The sequence below is a fragment of the Nocardia aobensis NBRC 100429 genome, from assembly GCF_000308375.1.
GTDB lineage: Bacteria > Actinomycetota > Actinomycetes > Mycobacteriales > Mycobacteriaceae > Nocardia > Nocardia aobensis.
Genome location: NZ_BAFQ01000207.1, coordinates 1 through 20,234 on the forward strand (window position 1 = coordinate 1; position 20,234 = coordinate 20,234).

Below are 20,234 nucleotides of genomic sequence, written 5' to 3' on the forward strand. Positions count from 1 at the left end.
AAGGGCAACGGCGGCGGCGACGGTCCCGGCGGTTCGGCGGGCAGAGGCCCGAAGGCGAAGAAGAAATCGCCGTGGCGCATCGTGCGGCGAGTGATCTATGTCCTGGTGGCATTGGCGATCGTGGTGCCGAGCGCGGTCTTCCTGATCGCGTACACGACCGTCTCCATACCCCAGCCGGGCGATCTCAAAACCCCTCAGGTCGCCACGATCCTGGCCTCCGACGGCACCACGCAGATCAGCAGAATCGTTCCGCCGGAAGGCAACCGGACCGACGTCACCATCGACCAGATTCCGCCGCACGTGCGCAACGCGGTGATCGCGGCCGAGGACCGGGACTTCTACTCGAACCCCGGCTTCTCCATCAGCGGTTTCGCCCGCGCCGCACGCGACAACCTGATGGGCAAGGACACCGCCGGTGGTGGTTCGACGATCACCCAGCAGTACGTCAAGAACGCCATGGTCGGCAATCAGCATTCGCTGAGCCGCAAGATGCGCGAGCTGGTGATCTCGGCGAAGATGGCGCGGCAGTGGAGTAAGGACGACATCCTCACCGCGTATCTGAACACCATTCCGTTCGGTCGCGGCACCTTCGGTATCGACGCCGCGGGCAAGGCCTACTTCGGCAAGTCGGTCGAACAGCTGACCGTCGAAGAGGGCGCGATGCTGGCCGCCACCATCAACCAGCCGTACGGCCTGGACCCGGAGAACAACCCGAAGGGCGCCGAACAGCGCTGGAACTACGTCCTCGACGGCATGGTCAAGGCCGGTTCCATCCCGGCGGCCGAACGCGCCAAGATGGTGTACCCGAAGGTGCTGCCGTCCAGCGCCAACAGCGCCGACAGCGAGAACAAGACCGCGGGCCCGAACGGCCTGATCAAGCGGCAGGTGCTCAGCGAGCTGTCCGAGGCCGGCATCAGCGATACCCAGCTGAACACCGAGGGTCTGCAGATCACCACGACCATCGATCAGAAGGCCCAGCAGGCGGCGATCGATTCGGTGCACAAGAACATGCAGGGTGAACGCGACGAGGTCCGGACCGCGGTCGTCTCGGTCGATCCGAAATCCGGTGCGGTGCGCGCCTATTACGGCGGCGACAACGCGACCGGCTGGGACTTCGCCAATGCCGGTCTGCAGTCCGGCTCGACGTTCAAGGTCTTCGGCCTGGCCGAGAATCTCGAACTCGGCAAGCCGCTGTCGACGATGTACGACAGTTCGGATCTGACGGTCAACGGCATCAAGATCACCAACGCCGAGGGTGAGACCTGCGGTACCTGCACCATCGCCGAGGCGCTCAAGCGGTCGCTGAACACCAGCTTCTACCGCATGGAACTCGATATGCCGGACGGTCCGACGAAGATCGCCGCGATGGCGCACCGCATGGGCATTCCCGACACGATTCCGGGCGTGGGCCAGACGCTGACCGAGCCCGATGGCTCCGGCCCCAACAACGGCATCATCCTGGGTCAGTACCAGGTGCGGCCGCTGGATATGGCTTCCGCGTATGCGACCATCGCCGCCTCGGGCGTCTATCACAAGCCGCATTTCGTGCAGAAGGTCGTGACGGCCGACGGTCAGGTCCTGCTCGACCGCGGACAGGTCGCGGGCGAGCAGCGGGTCTCCGCCGCCGTCGCGGACAACCTGTCGGCGGCGATGCAGCCGATCGCCGCCTCGTCCCGCAACCACGGCCTGGCCGGTGGCCGGCTGTCCGGTTCCAAGACCGGTACCACCCAGCTCGGCGACACCGGTCAGAACAAGGACGCGTGGATGATCGGCTTCACCCCGTCGCTGTCGACAGCGGTCTGGGTGGGTACCGCGGACGGTGTCGCGCTGAAGACGCCCGGCGGGTCGATCATGTACGGCTCCGGCCTGCCGTCGGATATCTGGAAGGACACCATGGACGGCGCGCTCGAGGGCACGCCGAAGGAGAACTTCCCGAAGCCGGCCGCGATCGGCGGCCAGGCCGGTGTGCCGTCCTATTCGGCGCCGTACACCGCACCGAGCACCACCCAGCAGGAGTATCAGCCGCCGGTCGTGGTGAAGCCGTCGCAGGTCGAGATCCTGCCGGGCATCACCATTCCGGTGCCGGGCATCCAGCCGAATCCGCGCTCGCAGCCGCAGCAGAACCAGCCGCAGTCGCAGGACACCGGACCACTGCCGGGCCAACCGGTGGCACCCGCCGACGGATCCTCACCGACCACGTCGAATTCCGGTGACACCAACGGCAATTCACGGTCCCAGCGTCCGGGCGCCGGCGTCGGCAACAGTACCGACGGGACAGGAGACGGATACTCCAACAGTCACCGGTAGCCTCGGGTGGCGTGAGTGAACAACAGCCGGTGGCGGCCTCGACGTTCGGTGACGAAGGTGTCGAGACCGCCACCGGTTTCGTTTCCGCGGCTCCCCTCGCCGCGGATCGGAGATCGGCGGTGCGCCGGGACAAACCCAGCCGCACCGATTCGATGACCGCTCAGTTGAGCAGCACGATCGGCGGCCCGGTCGGCGACCATGCTCTGATCGGCCGCGCTCGGTTCTGGACTCCGCTGCGCATTCTGCTGGCCTTCGCGGTGGTGTTCCTCGCCCTCGGCTGGGCGGGTAAGGCCGGCTGCATTCAGCAGACGACCACCTCGGAGGGCCATCTCACCCTCGACTGGAACAACGGTCGCCAATACGTGGCCATGTGCTATTCGGATACGGTGCCGCTCTACGGCGCCGAACATCTCGACGAGGGCGCGTTCCCCTACAAGAAGAAGTGGACCGAGGTCGGCCCCGACGGCAAACTGCAGACCCGGTACATGGAATATCCGGTGCTGTCGGGCCTCTATCAGTACCTGGCGATGGAGGTCGCCAATATCTGGATGTCGCTGCCGTTGCCGAAGGCGCTGTCGGTGGTGGTGTATTTCAACGTCGTCGCCGTGGGACTGGCGCTGGCCTGGCTGGTGACGGTGTGGGCGTCGGCGATGCTGGCGGGCCGCCGGATCTGGGATGCGGCGCTGGTGGCGCTCTCACCGCTGGTGCTCGTGCACATCTTCACCAATTTCGACGCGTTGGCAACGGCTTTCGCGGCCACGGGCCTGCTGGCCTGGGCCAGGCGGCGGCCGGTCCTGGCCGGAATCCTGCTCGGTTTGGGCGGCGCGGCCAAGCTGTATCCGCTGTTGCTGCTGGGCCCGATCGTGGTGCTCTGCCTGCGTGTCGACGGCCGTGACCGACTGCCGGGCCTGCGAGAACAGCTGCGGCGCAACGGCAACAACGCGGTCAGGGCCCTGCGCGACTACCTGGCCGGCGCGCGGATCAGCCCGCTGCGGGCGGCGCTGGTGACGGTGTTGTCGGCCATGTCGGCCTGGCTGGCGGTGAATCTGCCCATCGCGGTGCCGTTCACCGAGGGCTGGTGGGAATTCTTCCGGCTCAACAGTGAACGCCATGCCGATCCGGATTCGCTCTACAACGTGATCACCTCCTTCACCGGCTGGCAGGGTTTCGACGGTCCACTCGCCTCCTCCGACACGCCGACCGCGCTGAATTCGGTGTCGCTGGTGCTGTTCGCGGTCGCCTGCGCGGTGATCGGATACATCGCGCTCACCGCCGCCCGCCGACCGCGCGTGGCGCAGCTGGCCTTCCTGGTGGTGGCGGCGTTCCTGCTGACCAACAAGGTGTGGAGTCCGCAGTATTCGCTGTGGCTGGTGCCGCTCGCGGTGCTGGCCCTGCCGCATCGGCGAATCCTGTTGGCGTGGATGACGATCGACGCGCTGGTGTGGTTCCCGCGCATGTACTACTACCTCGGCACCGACGACAAGGGCGTCCCCGAACAGTGGTTCACCAGCGCGGTCCTGATCCGCGACTTCGCGGTCGTCGGCCTGTGCGCGTTGGTGGTCCGCCAGATCTACCGGCCCGAACAGGACCTCGTCCGAGCCGACGGCGGGGACGACCCGGTAGGCGGAATTCTGGACCGCGCGCAGGATCCGGCGCTGCCGTGGTTACCGTCGGCGCTGCAACCCAGGCCGCCGTATCCGGCCGCTGGCGCGAACACCCGATCATGGGCGAGGATCGACACATGACCGCATTGAGCGAGCAGGCCACCACCTTCCTCGAGCTGCACCGCCCCGGCGATCCGGCGATTCTGCCGACCGTCTGGGACGCGTGGTCGGCGAATCTGGTGCAAGCGGCCGGTTTCGCCGCGCTGACCGTCGGCAGCCATCCGCTGGCGGATTCGCTGGGCAAATCCGATCAGGAGGGGATGACCTATCCCGAATCGATGGCCCGGGTTCGCGAGATCACCGCGGCGGTCGACATTCCCGTCTCGGTCGATATCGAATCCGGCTACGGCCTGAAGCCCGCCCAGCTGATCGACGGACTGCTGGAGGCGGGCGCGGTCGGCCTCAACATCGAGGATTCGGTGCACAGCGAGGGCGGCCGCCTGCGCGAGCCGAGCGAACACGCCGACTTCGTCGCCGGACTGCGGCAGGCGGCCGATGCCGCCGGTGTGCACGTGGTGGTCAACGCTCGCACCGACCTGTTCCTGCGCGAGGACCAGAACACCCCGGACCGGGTCGAGCGGGTTCTGGAGCGGATGCGGCTGGCGGCCGAAGCGGGTGCCGACGTGCTGTACCCGGTGGGTCAGCGCGATCCGGAGATCCTGCGCCGGCTCTGTGCCGAACTTCCGTTGCCGGTCAACGCGATCGGCCTGCCGGACCAGGGTGATCGCGCCTGGTTCGCCGAAGTGGGCGTTGCCCGGGTCAGTTTCGGGCCGTTCCTGCAGCGCGCGCTGAGCACCGAGGCGAACCGGTTGTTGCAGCGCTGGCAGTAATCCCGGAACCCCGGCACCGAATCGGGTCGGGTTCTGTGACAATGGAACACGCCGATGCCCGTCGCCACGCATGCCACGAAGCCCGAGATGAGCGAGCCGACGGTATGCGACCGGGGCGGTCATCGGCGCTGTGATTCCCGGTCAGGCCACCCGCTCGGCGCGGTCGATCCACGCCGGGTAGTCGGTATATCCATGCGGTCCCCGGCCGTAGAGACCGTCCTCGCGCACCGGCGCCAGCGCTCGATCGTGCCGGATCCGCGACACCAGATCGGGATTGGCGATGAAGGCCCGCCCGAAGGACACCAGATCGGCCCGGCCCTCGGCGAGCAGACGCTCGGCCGCCGCGGGTGCGGTCGGTGCGCGGTTCTCACCGATATTGGCGATCAGCGTGCCGTTCCAGCGCGGGCGCAGATCGGCGAGTGCCGGATAGTCGTCGTTGTCGGTGAGGTGTAGGTAGGCGAGATCCCGTCCGGCGAGTTCACCGACCAGGGCGCGGTAGAGCGGCGCCGGATCGGCCTCGTGCATGCCGAATTGCGGATTGCCCGGCGACAACCGGATCCCGACTCGATGCGAACCCGCCACGGCGGCAACGGCGTCGGTGACCTCGAGTGCGAATCGCATGCGGTTGGCGATCGTGCCGCCGTATTCGTCGGTGCGCAGATTGGTGTTGTCGGCCAGGAACTGATGGACGAGATAGCTGTTCGCACCGTGGATCTCGACACCGTCGAATCCGGCCGCGAGTGCGTTGGCGGCGGCAGCGGCATAATGCTCGACGGCCTGCGCGATCTCGGCGCGGGTCATGGCCCGAGGCCGTGGCGCCGGGGCCTTCCCCCCGTCGATCAGGTGGACCGGATCGGCGGCCGGTACCGCCGACGGTCCGGCCGGCAGGGTGCCGTCGATCCGGGCCAGGGGATGACCCCACCGCCCGCCGTGCATGAGCTGGGCGAAGATCCGCCCGCCCGCGCCGTGGACGGCTTCGGTGACCCGCCGCCACCCGGCGATGTGCGCCTCGGTGGTCAGGCCCGGCACCCATGCCTCGCTCTGGCCGGTGGAATGCGGCCAGATTCCCTCGGTGACAATGAGTCCCGCGTCGGCACGCTGGGCGTAGTAGGTCGCCACATCGTCGGTGGGCGAGCCGTCGGGGTGGGAGCGCAGCCGGGTCATCGGCGCCATCACGACGCGATTGGGCAGGTGCAGGTGGCTTGCGTGATAGTCGGTCAGCAACAGCATGCGCGTACCGTAGAACCTGACATCAATGTGAGGTGCAAGGGAGAAACCGGTGCGCATCGGCGAACTGGCACAACGCACGGGCGTCAGCGTGCGGTCGTTGCGGTATTACGAGAGTCAGGGCCTGCTGGCTTCGTCCAGGACCCCGGGCGGTCAGCGCGAATACCGTGAGCAGGCCGTGGACCGCGTGGTTCGCATTCAGGAGATGTTCGCCGCGGGACTGCACAGCCGCACCATCGCCGAACTGCTGCCGTGCATCAACGACACCGACGGTACGCCCGCGCAGACGGCGACCCCGTGGCTCTCGGAAACCCTTGCCGCCGAACGCAAACGCATCGACGCGTGCATCAAGGATCTGGTCCGCACCCGCGAGGTGCTCGACGGCGTGATCAGCGCGGCACACGGCGAGCCGCAGTAGGCCCGGATCCCTACCTCAGGGCGGCCAGTCCCGGCCGGCGCTCCAGGATGGCGCCGGGCGCCGGCGAGGTCGGCTCCCCGGCCACCGCGGCATCCGGCCGGGTTCCGGATCGGAGCGAGGCCAGCACCATCCCGAGCAGCCCGACGCCCAATCCGGCAATCGTCAGTGGCCGCAATGGTTGTGCGATCAGCAGCCAGGCCAGTCCCGCCGTGACCAACGGGGTGACGAAGAACAACTTGCCGACGCGAGTGGCGTCCCAGCGGCGCAGCATCGCATTCAGGAGCAGGAAGCAGGCGACGGCGTTGATCGCCACCATCCACACCAGCGAGCCGGCGAATCGCAGCGGATCGGCGATATGCGTATCCCCGCTCCCGACCATGAAGATTCCCGCCACCGGCGCGCTGATCAGCACGTGCACAGCGGTATTCGTGCGGGTGTCGACCTGCGGCACGAAACGCTTCTGATAGACCGTGCCGAGGCTGAGCCCCAGCAGACCGACCACGCACAGCACCAATCCCGTTGCGGAGAAATGCGATTGGTCGACAACCGCGAGTCCGACGCCGAGGCCGCCGACACCGAATCCGATCCACTGCCGCACGGTGACCGACTCACCGAGCACGGTCCCGGCGAACAGCGCGATCACCACCGGATTCAATCCCTGCACCAGTGAGATCACCGCCGCGGACACATGGTCGGCCATGGCGGTGTAGAAGGCGCCGAACTGCACCATCTGCATGAGCAATCCGGCGACGGCGACATGCGCCAGTTGCCGGCCGCGCGGCCACCGCGCCCCGACGACGACGGCATACACCGCCAAGACCAGTCCGGCGCAGGCGAAGCGGGCGAACAGCACCACCATCGGCGGCGCCGCACCGACGCCGATGATGCCGGCGATGAACGCACTGCTCCACATCACGACGAAGGCCGCGGGCGCGGCCGTCTCCATCAGTCGCTTCCGCACGACGCCTCCCGAATAACCGCTTCAACTGGTTATCAACCCTGACATCGGTGCGACTAACCTGTCAAGAGGGTTACGATGGCGAGGTGTTCACCTTCGTCAGCGGCAACGTGGCCCTGGATTTCGCCGGCACGGTCCAGGAGCGCAATGGCGGTTTCGCCGATCTCCTGACGGCTCCCGCCACCCTCGACGAATGGCTGATCGCGGCCGGATTACTGGATTCCGCGGCGCGATGCGACGCGGCCGACCTGACCCGGGCGGTCGAACTGCGCGAAGCGGTGTACCGCTTGGCCCTGGCCACCACCACCGGTGCGCCGTGGCGCGATGCCGACCGGGTGCTGGTCAACCGGATCGCGGACGGTCCGAAACCCTCGATCGCCCTGCGCGCCGACGCCGGCGTGACCCGCCGCGGCGACTGCGAGCACGCCCTCGCGCGCATCGCGACCGAGGCGATCGAACTCCTCGGCGGACCCGATCGCGATCGGATCAAACAATGCGGCCGCGATACCTGCACACGCCTCTACCTCGACACCTCCCGCGCGGGTTCGCGGCGCTGGTGCGATATGACGCTGTGCGGCAACCGCGCCAAGAGCGCGTCGTTCCGCGCTCGCCGCGGCAAGCCGTAATTCAGCGGGTGGAAACGAGTTCGCGCGCTACCGGCGACACCATCGGCCGGTATCCGCGCGGGCGGGCGCGAACGAACGCGAAGAAGAAGAACACCAACAGGATCGCGCGTCCCCACACCCCGAACTGCACGAGTTTCTCGTAGAAGTCCGCACCCGTTCCGCTCCCCAGAGCGTGGAAGTAGCGGAAGACCCCGATGCCGAGCGCCAGATCGGCCAGCAGATAGGCGCCGACCGCCGCCCACGGCACTTCGAGCAGGACGAAGAACGGCAGCACCCACAGCGTGTACTGCGGTGAATGCACCTTGTGGAACAACAGGAATCCACATAGCATCGCCGCGCTCACGCCCACCCAGGGGTAGTAGCGAAGTGCGGGAAAACGCTTCCACCCCAACCAGATTGCGAGCGCGAACGAGACGGCGACCAGGACCGGCGAGGCCGTCGCCACGACGTTTTGGAACGACGCCTCCCCGCTCTGTCCCTGCCCGAACATCGGCCGCAGACCCCAGTACCAGATCGAGTTGGTGGTGATGTCGGCCTGCCGCATCTGCTGGAAGGTGAACGAGGCTCGCCAGCCGTCGTAGCCGAGCAGAGCGAAGGGCAGGTTGATCGCCGCCACCGTCACGATCGCCGCACCCGCGGCCGCGAACGCACCGGCCGGATCGTAGCCGCGGCGAGGGGCATCCGGCCGCTCGCCGAGGTCCGGCTCGCCGAGAAATAGGTAGAGCATCAGCGGCAGGACGAAGATTCCCGGATACAACTTCAGGCAGAATCCGATGCCCAGCAGGACCGCCGCGACAATTCCCCTGGTGCGCAACGAATATCGAGTCAGCGTGGTCATCACGTAGACCGCGCCGACTGCCGTGCACACCACCGGAAGTTCCCAATTGTGGAACGCGTAGAGCACCAGCGGCGGACCCACCGACCACAGCAGCGCGACCGCTCCCGACATCCGTCCCAGCATCCAGGCGGTCAGCAGAGCGAACGGCGCCAGCAGCAGTGCCGAATGCAACAGGAAGCCGGCGTCGTCGTGCACGCCGGCCGCACCGAGCCACATCAGCAGCCCGCTGAGCACCGGATATTCGACGGCGCCTCCGGTCAGCGTGCCGTCCGGGGTGATACCGCCGCCGACGTAGGGAAACAGATGTTCGTCGATGCCGCGGCCGAGCCAGAGGAATTGGATATCGGAATAGCAGACCTCGGCATCCTTGATGCGATCGAAGATCAGACTGCGCCCGTCGCCGTCGAACGGCGCGCCCGCGCAACGAGCCTTGTTGAGATAGGCGAAGATCAACGTGACCGCACAGGCCAGCACCGCGGCCGCGGCCGCGACCCGGCCGGTTGCGCGCGCCCGGACTATCGCATCGGCCACGCGGCAACCTCCGCAGCCACCCCGTCGCCACCGCCGGAGCTCCCACGATCGGCGGATCGAATCGGCATGTTCACCACGATAGGTGGGCTACCCCGCCGACGGCGATATTCATGGGGAAGGAGACCCATTTCGCACCCGGCGCCCCGGATTCGGGTCCGGACCGGCCGTTCATGTAGCCTTGTCGGGTTGCTGACGCAACGACCCCTCCTGCCACGGAAAGTCCGTGGCCGTTCACAGTCCACAGGAGGTGATGGGTTCCCGTGCGTCATTACGAAGTGATGGTCATCCTCGATCCGAACCTGGACGAGCGCACTGTCGGTCCGAACTTGGACAAGATGCTCAGTGTGGTCTCGCAGCAGGGCGGCAAGATCGACAAGGTCGACCTCTGGGGCCGCCGCCGGCTGGCCTACGAAATCGAGAAGCGCGCCGAGGGCATCTACGCCGTCGTCGACCTGACCGCCGAACCGGCCACGGTCAGCGAGCTCGACCGCCAGCTGGGCCTGAACGAGTCGGTGTTGCGCACCAAGGTGCTGCGGCAGGACAAGAAGTAAGACCCCTGGCATACCTGCCGGAAAGCAAACCGCACTTGTCGTTGCCTGGCCTTAGGCTCTAGCGCAACAGGCGAGTGCACAGCTGATCGCACCGGAGACCAGGAGGAACCATGGCAGGCGACACCGTAATCACCGTCATCGGCAATTTGACGGCAGATCCGGAACTTCGATTCACGCCCGCGGGCGCGGCGGTGGCCAATTTCACCGTCGCCTCGACTCCCCGGGTGTTCGACCGCAACGCCAACGAATGGAAAGACGGCGAGGCACTGTTCCTGCGCTGCAACATTTGGCGTGAGGCCGCGGAGAATGTCGCCGAGAGCCTGACCCGAGGCGCTCGCGTCATCGTGAGCGGACGGCTGAAGCAGCGCTCCTACGAAACCCGCGAGGGTGAGAAGCGCACGGTCGTCGAACTCGAGGTCGACGAGGTCGGTCCCTCCCTGCGCTACGCGACCGCGAAGGTCAACAAGACCTCGCGCGGCGGTGGCGGTGGTGGTTTCGGCGGCAATTCCGGCGGCAGTGGTGGGGGCTTCGGCGGCTCCAACGGTGGCAGTCGCGGCGGACAGAGTTCCGCCGGCGACGATCCGTGGGGCAGCGCTCCCGCGGCCGGCTCCTTCGGAGGCGGCCAGATGGACGACGAACCGCCGTTCTGAACGGCTCACATATCGGGGCCCGCGGTATGCGGCTCCCAGGCAAACGGAGTGAAGACCCATGGCCAAAGCACCGGCACGCGAAAAGGTGCTGAAGAAGAAGGCTTGCGCGTTCTGCAAGGACGACAAGAAGGCGAAGAAGGACGGCTCGGGCACCGGCGCCGTCATCGACTACAAGGACACGGCGTTGCTGCGCAAGTTCGTCAGCGACCGCGGCAAGATCCGCGCCCGCCGCGTCACCGGAAACTGCGTGCAGCACCAGCGGGACATCGCCGTCGCGGTGAAGAACTCTCGCGAGGTCGCGCTGCTGCCGTACGTGTCCACGGCTCGCTGAGAACGGGAGGCAGACGATGAAGCTGATTCTGACTGCTGATGTGGACAACCTCGGTGCGCCCGGCGACACCGTGGAGGTCAAGGACGGCTACGGCCGTAACTACCTGCTGCCCCGCGGCCTGGCGATCGTCGCCACCCGCGGCGCCGAGAAGCAGGTCGAGGGCATTCGCCGGGCGCAGGACGCCCGTCGCGTGCGCGACCTGGACCACGCCAAGGAGCTCAAGACCGCGATCGAGGGCTTGGAGGGCGTGTCCCTGTCGGTGAAGACCGCCGGCACCGGCAAGCTGTTCGGTTCGGTCACCACCGCCGACGTCGCCGGCGCGGTCAAGGCCGCCGGTGGCCCGGTGCTCGACAAGCGCAGCATCGAGCTGCCGAAGTCGCACATCAAGAGCACCGGCAAGCACAACGTCACCGTGCACCTGCACCCCGACGTGATCGCCAAGTTCGACCTGCAGGTTGCTGCCGCGGAGTGATCTCCGCCCCGCTGTCCGGTACGGCACCCATCGGTTCGCCGATATGCCCGGTCCGGCCGACGGGTCACAGTTCATCGAAGACCATCCCCGTGGTTACCGCGGGGATGGTCTTCGCCTGCGCGGATTTCTCCGTCCGACAGGCCCGTATACGCCTCTTGTCGCGTTTCGGACCGGAATCGGATCCGACACGATAGAGTTGCGAAAGATTTGCTAGTTGGTGACGGTGGGCATTGGATCCCGCCTGCGACAGCCTCTGCGCACTTTTTACCCAGCTCCTGGGGATTTGTGGACAAGTAGCCAAACCGACCATCTCGAATGTGATCTACGCCATAGCTTCGGAGAGCGGTGTTAACCCAACACGCCCGGCTGTTCATCTCGGATGACACGCCGACGCTATTTCAATCCACATGTGGGAAATCGAAAAAACGCGTGTCCACCTGGTCATAGCTGCTGCGCATACCGGGTTATCCCCAGTTGATGCACAAGGCCTGCACAACAGTGGGTGAACTGTGCCCAGTTTATCCACAGCTGTTTCCACAGGACGGTTTGGCGATCCCCAACTCGGTCCCTTAGGTTCTTCCAGGCGCCGTCGTCACGCGCCGGTAGCACCGTGATTCTCGTTGCGGGAAATCCGTTAGCTACGGGCTGGTTCTCGATCATGTGGCGGCCGCCGCGACGGCCGGTGTGACATGTTCCGACGTGTCGGTACCCGGGCGTACAACAGGTCATCAATAGGGTCGAAGCCGGGTGGGATCAGGCCGGGTGCGATGAGAGAGGACGGTCGAGTGGCAGTCGTCGACGATCGCGGGCACTCGGACTACAACGATCAGCCCGGCGAGGATTTCGGTCGGCAGCCGCCGCACGATATGGCCGCCGAACAGTCGGTTCTCGGCGGCATGTTGCTCAGCAAGGACGCCATCGCCGACGTCGTCGAGGTCATCCGTCCCGGCGATTTCTACCGTCCCGCGCACCAGGCCGTCTACGACGCGATCCTCGACCTCTACGGCCGCGGCGAACCCGCGGACCCGGTCACCGTCGCCGCCACCCTGGACCGCCGCGGCGAACTCAAACGGATCGGCGGCGCGCCCTATCTGGTCACCCTGACCCAGACCGTGCCGACGGCGGCCAACGCCTCCTACTACGCCGAAATCGTCGCGGAGAAGGCGATTCTGCGGCGCCTGGTCGAGGCCGGCACGCGCATCGTCCAATTCGGCTACGCCGGCTCCGAAGGCCAGGACGTCGCCGAGGTCGTCGACCGCGCCCAGGCCGAGATCTACGAGGTCACCGAACGCCGGTCCACCGAGGACTTCCTGCCCTTGGAGGAGCTCCTCCAGCCGACGATGGACGAGATCGACTCCATCGCCAGCCGCGGCGGCATCTCCCTCGGCGTACCGACCGGCTTCACCGAACTCGACGAGGTCACCAACGGCCTGCACCCCGGCCAGATGATCATCGTCGCGGCCCGCCCCGGCGTCGGCAAGGCGCTCGCACTCGATACCCCGCTACCCACCCCGGATGGCTGGACGACCATGGGCGAGGTGGCGGTCGGAGACGAACTGCTCGACGCTCACGGACGACCGACCCGCGTCGTAGCAGCGACCGAGACGATGCACGAACGCCCTTGCTACGAGGTGGAATTCTCCGACGGCACGGTGATCGTCGCAGACGCCGAACATCAATGGCTGACCGAGACACGCGCCTCACGGCGCTCGGCGCAGCAAGCCGCGACGGGCTACAACCGGTACCGGAACCAACGGACATTCGCCGAGGTTCGGACGACCGCCGATATCGCCGGAACCCTTCGCTGTACGACCGCGGACGCGCGCCTCAACCACTCGGTCACCAACGCGGCGCCCCTTCAGCTGCCGGAGCGTGACCTGCTCGTTCCGCCATATACCTTGGGCGCCTGGCTGGGCGACGGCACCTCCGCCTCAGCCCAGCTGACCACCGCAGACCCAGAAATCGTGCTGCGCATCGAGAACGAGGGGCTGGTTGCGGTGCCGTCGGCAAGTGCCGAGTTGCGCTACAGTCTGCAATTGCCCGATCCCGCTCCCATTTCTCCTCGCAACTGCGTCGTGTGCGGAGCCGAGTTCGTGCCCTTCACCTCCGAGGTGAAGACCTGCGGCCGATCCTGCGGTGGCAAGTCGCGATTCGTGTCCGCCCGCTCGCCGCGGCCGACCTGCCCGCAATGCGGCCGGCCTTCCACGGGTCTGCGGACGTGCCAGGGCTGCCGCAATGCCACAGGCACGGTGCAGGCACGGTTGCGCACCATCGGTGTTCTGGGGAACAAGCACATCCCGACCGCCTATCTGCGAGCCTCCGAAGCGCAGCGGCGAGCGCTGCTGGCCGGACTGCTCGATACCGACGGCACGGTGACCCACGGCGGTTCCGTGCAATTCGCGGTGACGAACGAACGATTGGTCTCCGATGTCGAAGAACTGATCGTCAGCCTCGGATATCGATGCCACCGATCGAGCAAGAGCGTTCGCGGACGCACCGCGGACAGTTCGGTGGCGTACACCCTCACGTTCGCGACCGACGACGAGGTATTCGGCCTGAGCCGAAAGAATCTACTGCACAAGCGGCGTCGGGGTGCGACCGGGACCGCGCGGTCGAACTCACGGTTCATCGTCGACATCCGGCCTATCCCCAGCGTCCCGGTCCGCTGCGTCGAGGTCGACAATCCCGACCACCTCTACCTGGCCGGGCGCTCGATGGTCCCCACGCACAATTCCACCCTTGGAATGGATTTCATGCGGAGTTGCTCGATCAAGCACGGCTTGGCGAGCGTTATCTTCTCGCTGGAAATGAGTAAGACCGAGATCGTGATGCGTCTGCTGTCGGCGGAGGCGAAGATCAAGCTCGGGGATATGCGTGCCGGGCGGATGAGCGACGATGACTGGACCAAGCTCGCGCGGCGGATGAGCGAGATCAGTGAGGCGCCGCTGTTCGTCGACGATTCGCCGAACCTGACCATGATGGAGATCCGGGCGAAGGCGCGCCGCCTCAAGCAGCGCCACGATCTGCGGCTCGTCGTGGTGGACTACCTGCAGTTGATGACCTCCGGTAAGAAGGTCGAATCCCGCCAGCAGGAAGTCTCGGAATTCTCCCGAAGCCTGAAACTACTGGCCAAGGAACTGGAAGTTCCGGTGGTCGCGATCAGTCAGCTGAACCGTGGTCCGGAACAGCGAACGGACAAGCGGCCCATGGTGTCGGATTTGCGTGAATCGGGAAGTTTGGAACAGGACGCCGATATGGTGATCCTGCTGCACCGCCCCGACGCGTTCGAACGCGACGACCCGCGCGGCGGCGAGGCCGACCTGATCCTCGGCAAACATCGAAACGGCCCCACCGCGACCATCACCGTCGCCCACCAGCTCCACCTCAGCCGCTTCGTGGATATGGCTCGCGGGTAGCGGTAGCGTCAATCAAACCTGATTCACGCCGTCTCGACCGCGCAGTCGGATCGAATGTTCCGCCAGCGTGTAGAAGAGGCGGAAATTCGGAATGTCACCGACGGCGCCGGTGAATCCTGGCCAGATCTTGCCGGCCAAGGTCACTGCGATCGCACCGTTGTCGATGTCCACCCGCTCGATCCGCTCCCATGCGATGGCCTTGTCGAGGCGGCCGAGCTCGGCGCCGGTCATCCACAGATCGCCGAATTGCACTCGCTGCCCGGCCTCGAGCGCGGCCCAAGTCGGCGCCAGCTGCGCATCGACAACGGCGTCCTGAATCACCGGCCCCCAGGATTGCGGATTCGCGAGGTTACCGAGCATCAGGAACTGCGTACCGGTGAGATCGATCAGGTGATACCGATAGGCGGTCAAGCCGTTGCGCCGATGATGGGTGATCGACGCTGTAACCGACGTTCGGTCATAACGAACCACATGCAGCCCGCCGCCGTGCGCGTAGACCAGACCGTTGGTGTACAAATCGAGCCTGACACCGCGGTCTTTCCCGTAGAACGGGCGCGCGGTGACCACGTTTCCCACCAGACCCAGGCCGAAGCCCAGCGCCAGTAGTCCCGTGAGAAACCACCAGTTACCGTTCACGAGCACACCCACCAGCGTCACGAGCGCCAGGACAGGCGTGGCGATGGCAAGCCACCGAATATTCTTGCGATGCACCGGATGCAGTGCAGGATGTGCCGACTTGTGTGCCCCCAGGTCCGCCGCCGAGGCGGCCTGCGCTATCCGGCCCAGCAGTTGCGGATCTTCGTGAGCTCGACCGATAGGCTCAGGCTCGGACATCACGCCCCCTCGATAGACATCCTGTTCTGCCGCAACACTATCTGATGAATCGCTATGTCCGGATACGGGTGATCGACGCCCGCCGACGAGCGCTTCACCAGCCGAACAGATATCGGTCTTCGGTGATCACCTGGCGGGCAGCCGGGTGGGCCAGGCTATGTGGTCGACCGAGAGCCATGGGGCGGTGGCTACGGCCGAGGTGGTCATTCCCGCGAAGTCGGCGATGTCGCGATGGAGGTGGGACTGGTCGACGAAACCGGTTTCTGCGGCGACCCGGGCGGGGCGGTGGCCGGCGGCGAGTCGGTGGGCCACGTGGTCGAACCGCACCAGCCGGGCGCTCTGTTTGGGCGTGATCCCGATCTGGGCGCGGAAGCGCGACCACAGCCGCTGACGGCTCCAGCCGACCTCGGCCGCCAGTGGTTCGATCCGGGCGCGGCCGCGGCTGTGCGACAGTCGGCGCCAGACGAATTCGACCTCCGGATCCACCTCGGGGCCGGTGGCCAGCCGCCGAGCGAGTGCGGCGTGCGCCATCGCGAAGCGCGTATCCCACGACCGCGCGGCACGCAGTCGCTCCTGGATTCGCGCGGCATCGCCACCCCACAGTTCGCCGAGCCCGACCACCATCCCGTTCAGTTCCGCACCCGCACCGAGCACCGCGTGGGCGACCACCGGAGAGAGCCGGATCTGCAGGAGGTCGACAGCGCGGCCCGAACCCCGCAGCGCGCCGCGGGGCAGGCCGACCACGAGGGGGCCGTCCGTGCGCTGACCGCTCACACCGTCGACGACCAGCGCGTCACCGAAATCGACGAAAATCGTCAGCGCCGGATACGGGATCATCTGCAGACCGACCGTTTCGCCGGCTCTTCCCCGGAACCCGGCCATACTCACGCCCGGCATGCCGCGCCCGGCCGGGACCGCGAGGTCCATCACGGCACCGGCCAGCACCACCGGCTGCACAGGCATGCCGCCATGGTACGAGCGATTCGTACGAGCGGCCGGATGTGGCGAATTCAGTTCGGGCGGTACCGCTCGCAGGTGGAAGCGTTCGCCTTGGGGGCCGAGGATGCTGAGGAATTCGACCGCGCGGGTGTCGGCGTTGCCGAACCGGTGCGGGAGGTGAGTGTCGAACTCGGCGACCTCGCCGTGGGCGGAAAACGCGTTATCGCTGCGGGCGGCCTCCGCGTTTACACGCCGCGGTTCAGATCACAGAACTGTTCCGGCTGGTAACGCTCGCCATGCGGTTCCCGACACCTCTCGTGACACACACGGCCCGTCGGGGGGCCTGTCCCGCTTTCTTGTCGGACCGAATTGGGGATCAGGACATGGCTCTTCGCGAGTTCATCAAACGGCACCGCATCGCCTCTGCGGCCGCCGGACCAGCAGTTTTGGGGGTGGCGGCCATTGTCGCGGCCTCGTGGGGCCTGATGGCGACGCCCGAGACCCGCGATACGCGGCTCACCTCGTCGGTCACCGAATGTCATGACATGGTGACCATCTCGGTGGCCGGACGCAACGACAGCCCGGACCCGAACAAGACCGCCATGCTGGTCGACGCGAACGGCAACGCGCTGCCCGCGGCGCTGTCGGGTGACTACAGCAGCCACTGGGTCGATCCGGTGGTCAACGCACCCGCCGACAAGGTGGATCCGGGTTCCTACGCCGCGGTGTACATCGCCTATCCGGCGAATATGAGCACCTACGAGCAGGCCGTCGACACCGGTGTGGCCAATGCCGAGAAGGTCATGCACGACATCGCGCAGGCCTGCCCCGACACCAAATTCTCCATCGTCGGTTACAGCGAAGGCGCCGACGTCGCGCGCCGCGTGGCCATGGGCATCGGTCACGACGAGCCCGGCGCCGACGGCAAATACGATGTCGTCGACCCGAAAAACGTTCTGGGCGTAGTGATTCTGGCCGATGCCGGCCGGACCGCGGGCGACGGCCCCTTCCCCGGCGCCAAGGATCCGAATCATCCCGACGGCTTCGGTCAGAACTACCAGAACGGCAACAAGCCGATCTCCGGACAGGGCGCGCTGCCGGATCAGGCGGGCGACTTCGGCGCGCTGAACGGCAAGGTTGCCTCGTTCTGCTCCGAGGGCGACCTCACTTGCGCTGCGCCGCAGAACATTTCGCTGCTGCAGCTGGCCGCTAACGTGGGCCGGCAATTGAACGTCGACAACCTGCAGAACGAGGGGTTGACGCCCGCGACAGGTCAGGACGTGGCGGTCACGCTCGGCCGGATCGCGATGAACGCCTTCTCCTACATCGCGTCGCAGCCGAATTGGATGGCCAGTAACGAGACCTTCCTGCAGGTACTGCTGAAGGTGTCCGAACCGGGCTACAAGCCGGGCGATAATCCGCCCGCACCCACTCCGGCACAGTCGATTTCGACCGAGCAGATGGCGCCGCTGGCATATCTGCCGCAGAAGGTTCTCAACGAGATCATCGGCCTGATCGTCACCAACCAGAACACGATCCCGGTGATCATGAGTGATCCGTACCAGCTGACCCTCGGCCCCAACGGCACCGGCCACCACTTCGATTACTGGCGCGACTCCGACGCCGCGAACGGCAAGCCGATGAGTTCGGCCGAATACGCGGCGGCGTGGCTCACCCACTTGGCGCAGCAGGCGCAGGCGGGTCAGCAGATCGACACCAAGTCGCAGCCGACCCAGGCCGACGTCCAGGCGGCGTACAAGACCGTCCAGGACAGCAAGGCGGCCGACACCAAGGCGGCCACCACGACGAGTCCCGCCGCCACCACCACACAGCCGGCGCCGACAACCGCGACGCCGACGACCACCGGCACGGCGCCGACCACCACGACGCCGGCCCCGCCCACCACGACCACGACCGTCGCACCGGCCGAACCGCCGGCTCGCACCCAGGTCGCGGCTCCGGTCGAGACCACGGCACCGCCCACCACCCAGCCGACGACCACCCAGCCGACGACGACGCAGCCGACCACCACCACGTCGGCGGCACCGACCACGACGGCCACGAAGTAGACGACCGTGGCGGTAGTCGGTCACCGCAGGTGAGCCGGTAACGGCCGGGCCCGTAGCCACGGGCCCGGCCGTTTCAGTTGGCCGCTCGCTCGGTGCGGATCGCGGCCGCGGTCAGTTCGACGGATCGGACCCGGTCGGCGATATCGGTGGCGTGGTGGACGAGGATCAGCTCGTCGGCGCCGATCGAGGTGGCGAATTCATCGAGGTGGTCGCGTACTTCGTCCGGAGTGCCGGCGGCGGTGTAGCGCGTCATCGAGGCCAGCTGGGCACCGTTGGGCGAGGCGAGGAAAGCGTCGATCTCCTCGTCGGTGAAGGTTGCCGTGCCGGCGCCGCGGGAGATCATCATGCGGGCGCGGGCCCGGTAGGAGACGGTCTTCTGCTCGATCGCCTCGTCGTGGGTCTCGGCGGCGAAGACGTTGATGCCGGCCATCACATACGGTTCGGCGAGCTGCTCGGAGGCCTGGAACTTCTCGCGATAGACCTCGACCGCCTGGTGGAGCGCATCCGGCGCGAAGTGCGAGGCGAAGGCGTACGGCAGGCCGAGATGCGCCGCGAGCTGTGCGCCGAACAGCGAGGAACCCAGAATGTAGAGCGGCACAATGCCTTCCGCGCGCGGCACCGCCTGCACACCGGGGATGCGCGACTGCCCGCTCAGATATCCCTGCAGTTCTAGGACGTCCTGCGGGAACGAGTCGGCCGAGTGCGGATCGCGGCGCAGGGCGAGCATCGTCTTCTGATCGCTGCCGGGGGCGCGGCCGAGGCCGAGATCGATACGGCCGGGGAACAGCGTTTCGAGGGTGCCGAACTGTTCGGCGATGACCAGCGGGGAATGGTTGGGCAGCATGATGCCGCCCGCGCCGAGCCGGATGGTCTCGGTGTGTTCGGCGACGTGGCCGATGAGCACACTGGTGGCGCTCGACGCGATGGAGCGCATGTTGTGATGTTCGGCGTACCAGACGCGCCGATATCCGCTGCGCTCGGCGGCCTGGGCGAGGGCGACGCTGTTGGCGAAGCTCTCGCGTGCGGTCGCGCCGGGGGCCACCGACGCCAGGTCGAGGATGGACAGGGCGGTGGGCACAGTCGCGGTAGGCATGATCGCTGCCTTTCGTATTCGGAGTGCGTGGATCAGAGCACGCGGTGTAGTCGGTCGGTGAAGTGCCGGATGCGGGCCTCGTCGCGGCGGTAGTAGGTCCACTGCCCGCGCCGGGTGGCGATGAGGAATCCCGCGCGCTGCAGTACCGCCAGATGGGCCGAGATGGTCGAGGCCGACGTTCCGGCCCGCCGCTGGATCAGTCCGACACAGACGCCGAGTTCGGCCGAATCTCGGTCCAGCTCAGCGAAATTCGCGTGCGGCTCCTTGAGCCAGTGCAGGATCTGCAGCCGGGTCCGGTTGGCCAGGGCCTTGCATTCCTCGAGCATCTCGCATTCGGCCTCGTTCAGCTCGGCGAGGTCCTCCACGCGAACCGATCCGCTGTCACGCACATCCACCATCCTTCGGCATTTCGCTAATTAACGAATTTAGGCGCCGAAGCGCGGCGCGGCACTGTGGCGCTGGTCACTCGGAGCGCTGATC

The 20,234-nt window shown here is 66.7% G+C and carries 19 protein-coding genes; 12 read left to right on the top strand and 7 right to left on the bottom strand.

What is annotated here, in order from left to right; all coding sequences use genetic code 11:
• The 3 genes from RJ03_RS26660 to RJ03_RS26670 form a co-directional block, all read left to right on the top strand.
• On the top strand, positions 1–2,307 hold a 2,307-nt coding region (locus RJ03_RS26660), incomplete at its 5' end, for a transglycosylase domain-containing protein (RefSeq protein ID WP_036507140.1).
• Between the two features lie 29 nt (positions 2,308–2,336).
• Complete coding sequence (locus RJ03_RS26665) at positions 2,337–4,052, top strand: glycosyltransferase family 87 protein (protein ID WP_051025295.1); 1,716 nt, start codon at positions 2,337–2,339, stop codon at positions 4,050–4,052.
• On the top strand, positions 4,049–4,801 hold the full coding sequence (locus RJ03_RS26670) for an isocitrate lyase/PEP mutase family protein (RefSeq protein ID WP_036507142.1): 753 nt from the start codon (positions 4,049–4,051) through the stop codon (positions 4,799–4,801). Before RJ03_RS26665 ends, RJ03_RS26670 begins: the two co-directional genes overlap by 4 nt.
• 141 nt (positions 4,802–4,942) lie before the next feature.
• On the opposite strand, the gene RJ03_RS26675 is transcribed toward RJ03_RS26670, so the two are convergent.
• Complete coding sequence (locus RJ03_RS26675; protein ID WP_036507144.1) at positions 4,943–6,031, bottom strand: alkene reductase; 1,089 nt, start codon at positions 6,029–6,031, stop codon at positions 4,943–4,945.
• A 49-nt stretch (positions 6,032–6,080) separates the two neighbouring features.
• Here RJ03_RS26675 and RJ03_RS26680 point away from each other — a divergent pair, with 49 nt between their 5' ends.
• Entirely contained in the window at positions 6,081–6,446 is a 366-nt protein-coding gene (locus RJ03_RS26680; protein WP_036507146.1) for a MerR family transcriptional regulator, read from the top strand.
• A gap of 10 nt (positions 6,447–6,456) precedes the next feature.
• Here RJ03_RS26680 and RJ03_RS26685 read toward each other — a convergent pair whose 3' ends face one another.
• Positions 6,457–7,407 carry a DMT family transporter gene (locus tag RJ03_RS26685; protein ID WP_245552392.1) on the bottom strand — a complete coding sequence of 317 codons (951 nt, stop codon included), beginning with the start codon at positions 7,405–7,407 and terminating at the stop codon, positions 6,457–6,459.
• Positions 7,408–7,490: 83 nt separating this feature from the next.
• On the opposite strand from RJ03_RS26685, the gene RJ03_RS26690 reads away from it, so the two are divergent.
• The gene (locus RJ03_RS26690; RefSeq protein WP_036507147.1) at positions 7,491–8,030 is read left to right on the top strand and encodes a CGNR zinc finger domain-containing protein; all 540 of its coding nucleotides are present in this window, start codon (positions 7,491–7,493) and stop codon (positions 8,028–8,030) included.
• Position 8,031: 1 nt separating this feature from the next.
• On the opposite strand, the gene RJ03_RS26695 is transcribed toward RJ03_RS26690, so the two are convergent.
• Positions 8,032–9,399: a glycosyltransferase family protein gene (locus RJ03_RS26695; protein WP_086007315.1), complete on the bottom strand. Its 1,368-nt coding sequence runs from the start codon at positions 9,397–9,399 to the stop codon at positions 8,032–8,034.
• A gap of 260 nt (positions 9,400–9,659) precedes the next feature.
• On the opposite strand from RJ03_RS26695, the gene rpsF reads away from it, so the two are divergent.
• The 5 genes from rpsF (at position 9,660) to dnaB (ending at position 14,819) form a co-directional block, all read left to right on the top strand.
• Positions 9,660–9,950 carry a 30S ribosomal protein S6 gene (gene rpsF, locus RJ03_RS26700; RefSeq protein ID WP_030514152.1) on the top strand — a complete coding sequence of 97 codons (291 nt, stop codon included), beginning with the start codon at positions 9,660–9,662 and terminating at the stop codon, positions 9,948–9,950.
• A 110-nt stretch (positions 9,951–10,060) separates the two neighbouring features.
• Positions 10,061–10,600 carry a single-stranded DNA-binding protein gene (locus RJ03_RS26705; RefSeq protein ID WP_036507149.1) on the top strand — a complete coding sequence of 180 codons (540 nt, stop codon included), beginning with the start codon at positions 10,061–10,063 and terminating at the stop codon, positions 10,598–10,600.
• 58 nt (positions 10,601–10,658) lie between these two features.
• The gene (gene rpsR, locus RJ03_RS26710) at positions 10,659–10,931 is read left to right on the top strand and encodes a 30S ribosomal protein S18 (RefSeq protein ID WP_025353551.1); all 273 of its coding nucleotides are present in this window, start codon (positions 10,659–10,661) and stop codon (positions 10,929–10,931) included.
• 16 nt (positions 10,932–10,947) lie between these two features.
• Entirely contained in the window at positions 10,948–11,403 is a 456-nt protein-coding gene (gene rplI, locus RJ03_RS26715; protein ID WP_036507152.1) for a 50S ribosomal protein L9, read from the top strand.
• Between the two features lie 767 nt (positions 11,404–12,170).
• Positions 12,171–14,819, top strand: coding sequence for a replicative DNA helicase (gene dnaB / locus RJ03_RS26720; protein WP_086007316.1), 2,649 nt, complete (start codon positions 12,171–12,173; stop codon positions 14,817–14,819).
• Between the two features lie 12 nt (positions 14,820–14,831).
• Here dnaB and RJ03_RS26725 read toward each other — a convergent pair whose 3' ends face one another.
• Positions 14,832–15,653: a DUF6585 family protein gene (locus tag RJ03_RS26725; RefSeq protein ID WP_036507158.1), complete on the bottom strand. Its 822-nt coding sequence runs from the start codon at positions 15,651–15,653 to the stop codon at positions 14,832–14,834.
• 126 nt (positions 15,654–15,779) lie between these two features.
• Positions 15,780–16,616 (bottom strand): AraC family transcriptional regulator, encoded by an 837-nt coding sequence (locus RJ03_RS26730; protein WP_036507159.1) that lies wholly within the window; start codon positions 16,614–16,616, stop codon positions 15,780–15,782.
• A gap of 72 nt (positions 16,617–16,688) precedes the next feature.
• On the opposite strand from RJ03_RS26730, the gene RJ03_RS37990 reads away from it, so the two are divergent.
• Both RJ03_RS37990 and RJ03_RS26740 read left to right on the top strand, forming a co-directional pair.
• A complete protein-coding gene (locus RJ03_RS37990; RefSeq protein ID WP_174372353.1) occupies positions 16,689–16,880 on the top strand; it encodes a hypothetical protein in 192 nt (63 codons plus the stop codon).
• 95 nt (positions 16,881–16,975) lie between these two features.
• Positions 16,976–18,661 (top strand): cutinase family protein, encoded by a 1,686-nt coding sequence (locus RJ03_RS26740; protein ID WP_036507164.1) that lies wholly within the window; start codon positions 16,976–16,978, stop codon positions 18,659–18,661.
• Between the two features lie 73 nt (positions 18,662–18,734).
• On the opposite strand, the gene RJ03_RS26745 is transcribed toward RJ03_RS26740, so the two are convergent.
• Together RJ03_RS26745 and RJ03_RS26750 are read right to left on the bottom strand one after the other, a co-directional pair.
• On the bottom strand, positions 18,735–19,739 hold the full coding sequence (locus tag RJ03_RS26745; protein ID WP_086007317.1) for an LLM class flavin-dependent oxidoreductase: 1,005 nt from the start codon (positions 19,737–19,739) through the stop codon (positions 18,735–18,737).
• Positions 19,740–19,786: 47 nt separating this feature from the next.
• Positions 19,787–20,143, bottom strand: a complete 357-nt coding sequence (locus RJ03_RS26750) for an ArsR/SmtB family transcription factor (protein WP_232329222.1) — start codon at positions 20,141–20,143, stop codon at positions 19,787–19,789.
• Positions 20,144–20,234 lie beyond the last annotated feature (91 nt).

Excerpts from the sequence above, each read along its gene's own strand:
- RJ03_RS26670 (WP_036507142.1), top strand. The coding sequence starts at position 4,049 with ATGACCGCATTGAGCGAGCAGGCCACCACCTTCCTCGAGCTGCACCGC.
- RJ03_RS26675 (WP_036507144.1), bottom strand. The coding sequence starts at position 6,031 with ATGCTGTTGCTGACCGACTATCACGCAAGCCACCTGCACCTGCCCAAT.
- RJ03_RS26705 (WP_036507149.1), top strand. The coding sequence starts at position 10,061 with ATGGCAGGCGACACCGTAATCACCGTCATCGGCAATTTGACGGCAGAT.
- rpsR (WP_025353551.1), top strand. The coding sequence starts at position 10,659 with ATGGCCAAAGCACCGGCACGCGAAAAGGTGCTGAAGAAGAAGGCTTGC.
- rplI (WP_036507152.1), top strand. The coding sequence starts at position 10,948 with ATGAAGCTGATTCTGACTGCTGATGTGGACAACCTCGGTGCGCCCGGC.
- dnaB (WP_086007316.1), top strand. The coding sequence starts at position 12,171 with ATGAGAGAGGACGGTCGAGTGGCAGTCGTCGACGATCGCGGGCACTCG.
- RJ03_RS26725 (WP_036507158.1), bottom strand. The coding sequence starts at position 15,653 with ATGTCCGAGCCTGAGCCTATCGGTCGAGCTCACGAAGATCCGCAACTG.
- RJ03_RS26730 (WP_036507159.1), bottom strand. The coding sequence starts at position 16,616 with ATGCCTGTGCAGCCGGTGGTGCTGGCCGGTGCCGTGATGGACCTCGCG.
- RJ03_RS26740 (WP_036507164.1), top strand. The coding sequence starts at position 16,976 with ATGGCTCTTCGCGAGTTCATCAAACGGCACCGCATCGCCTCTGCGGCC.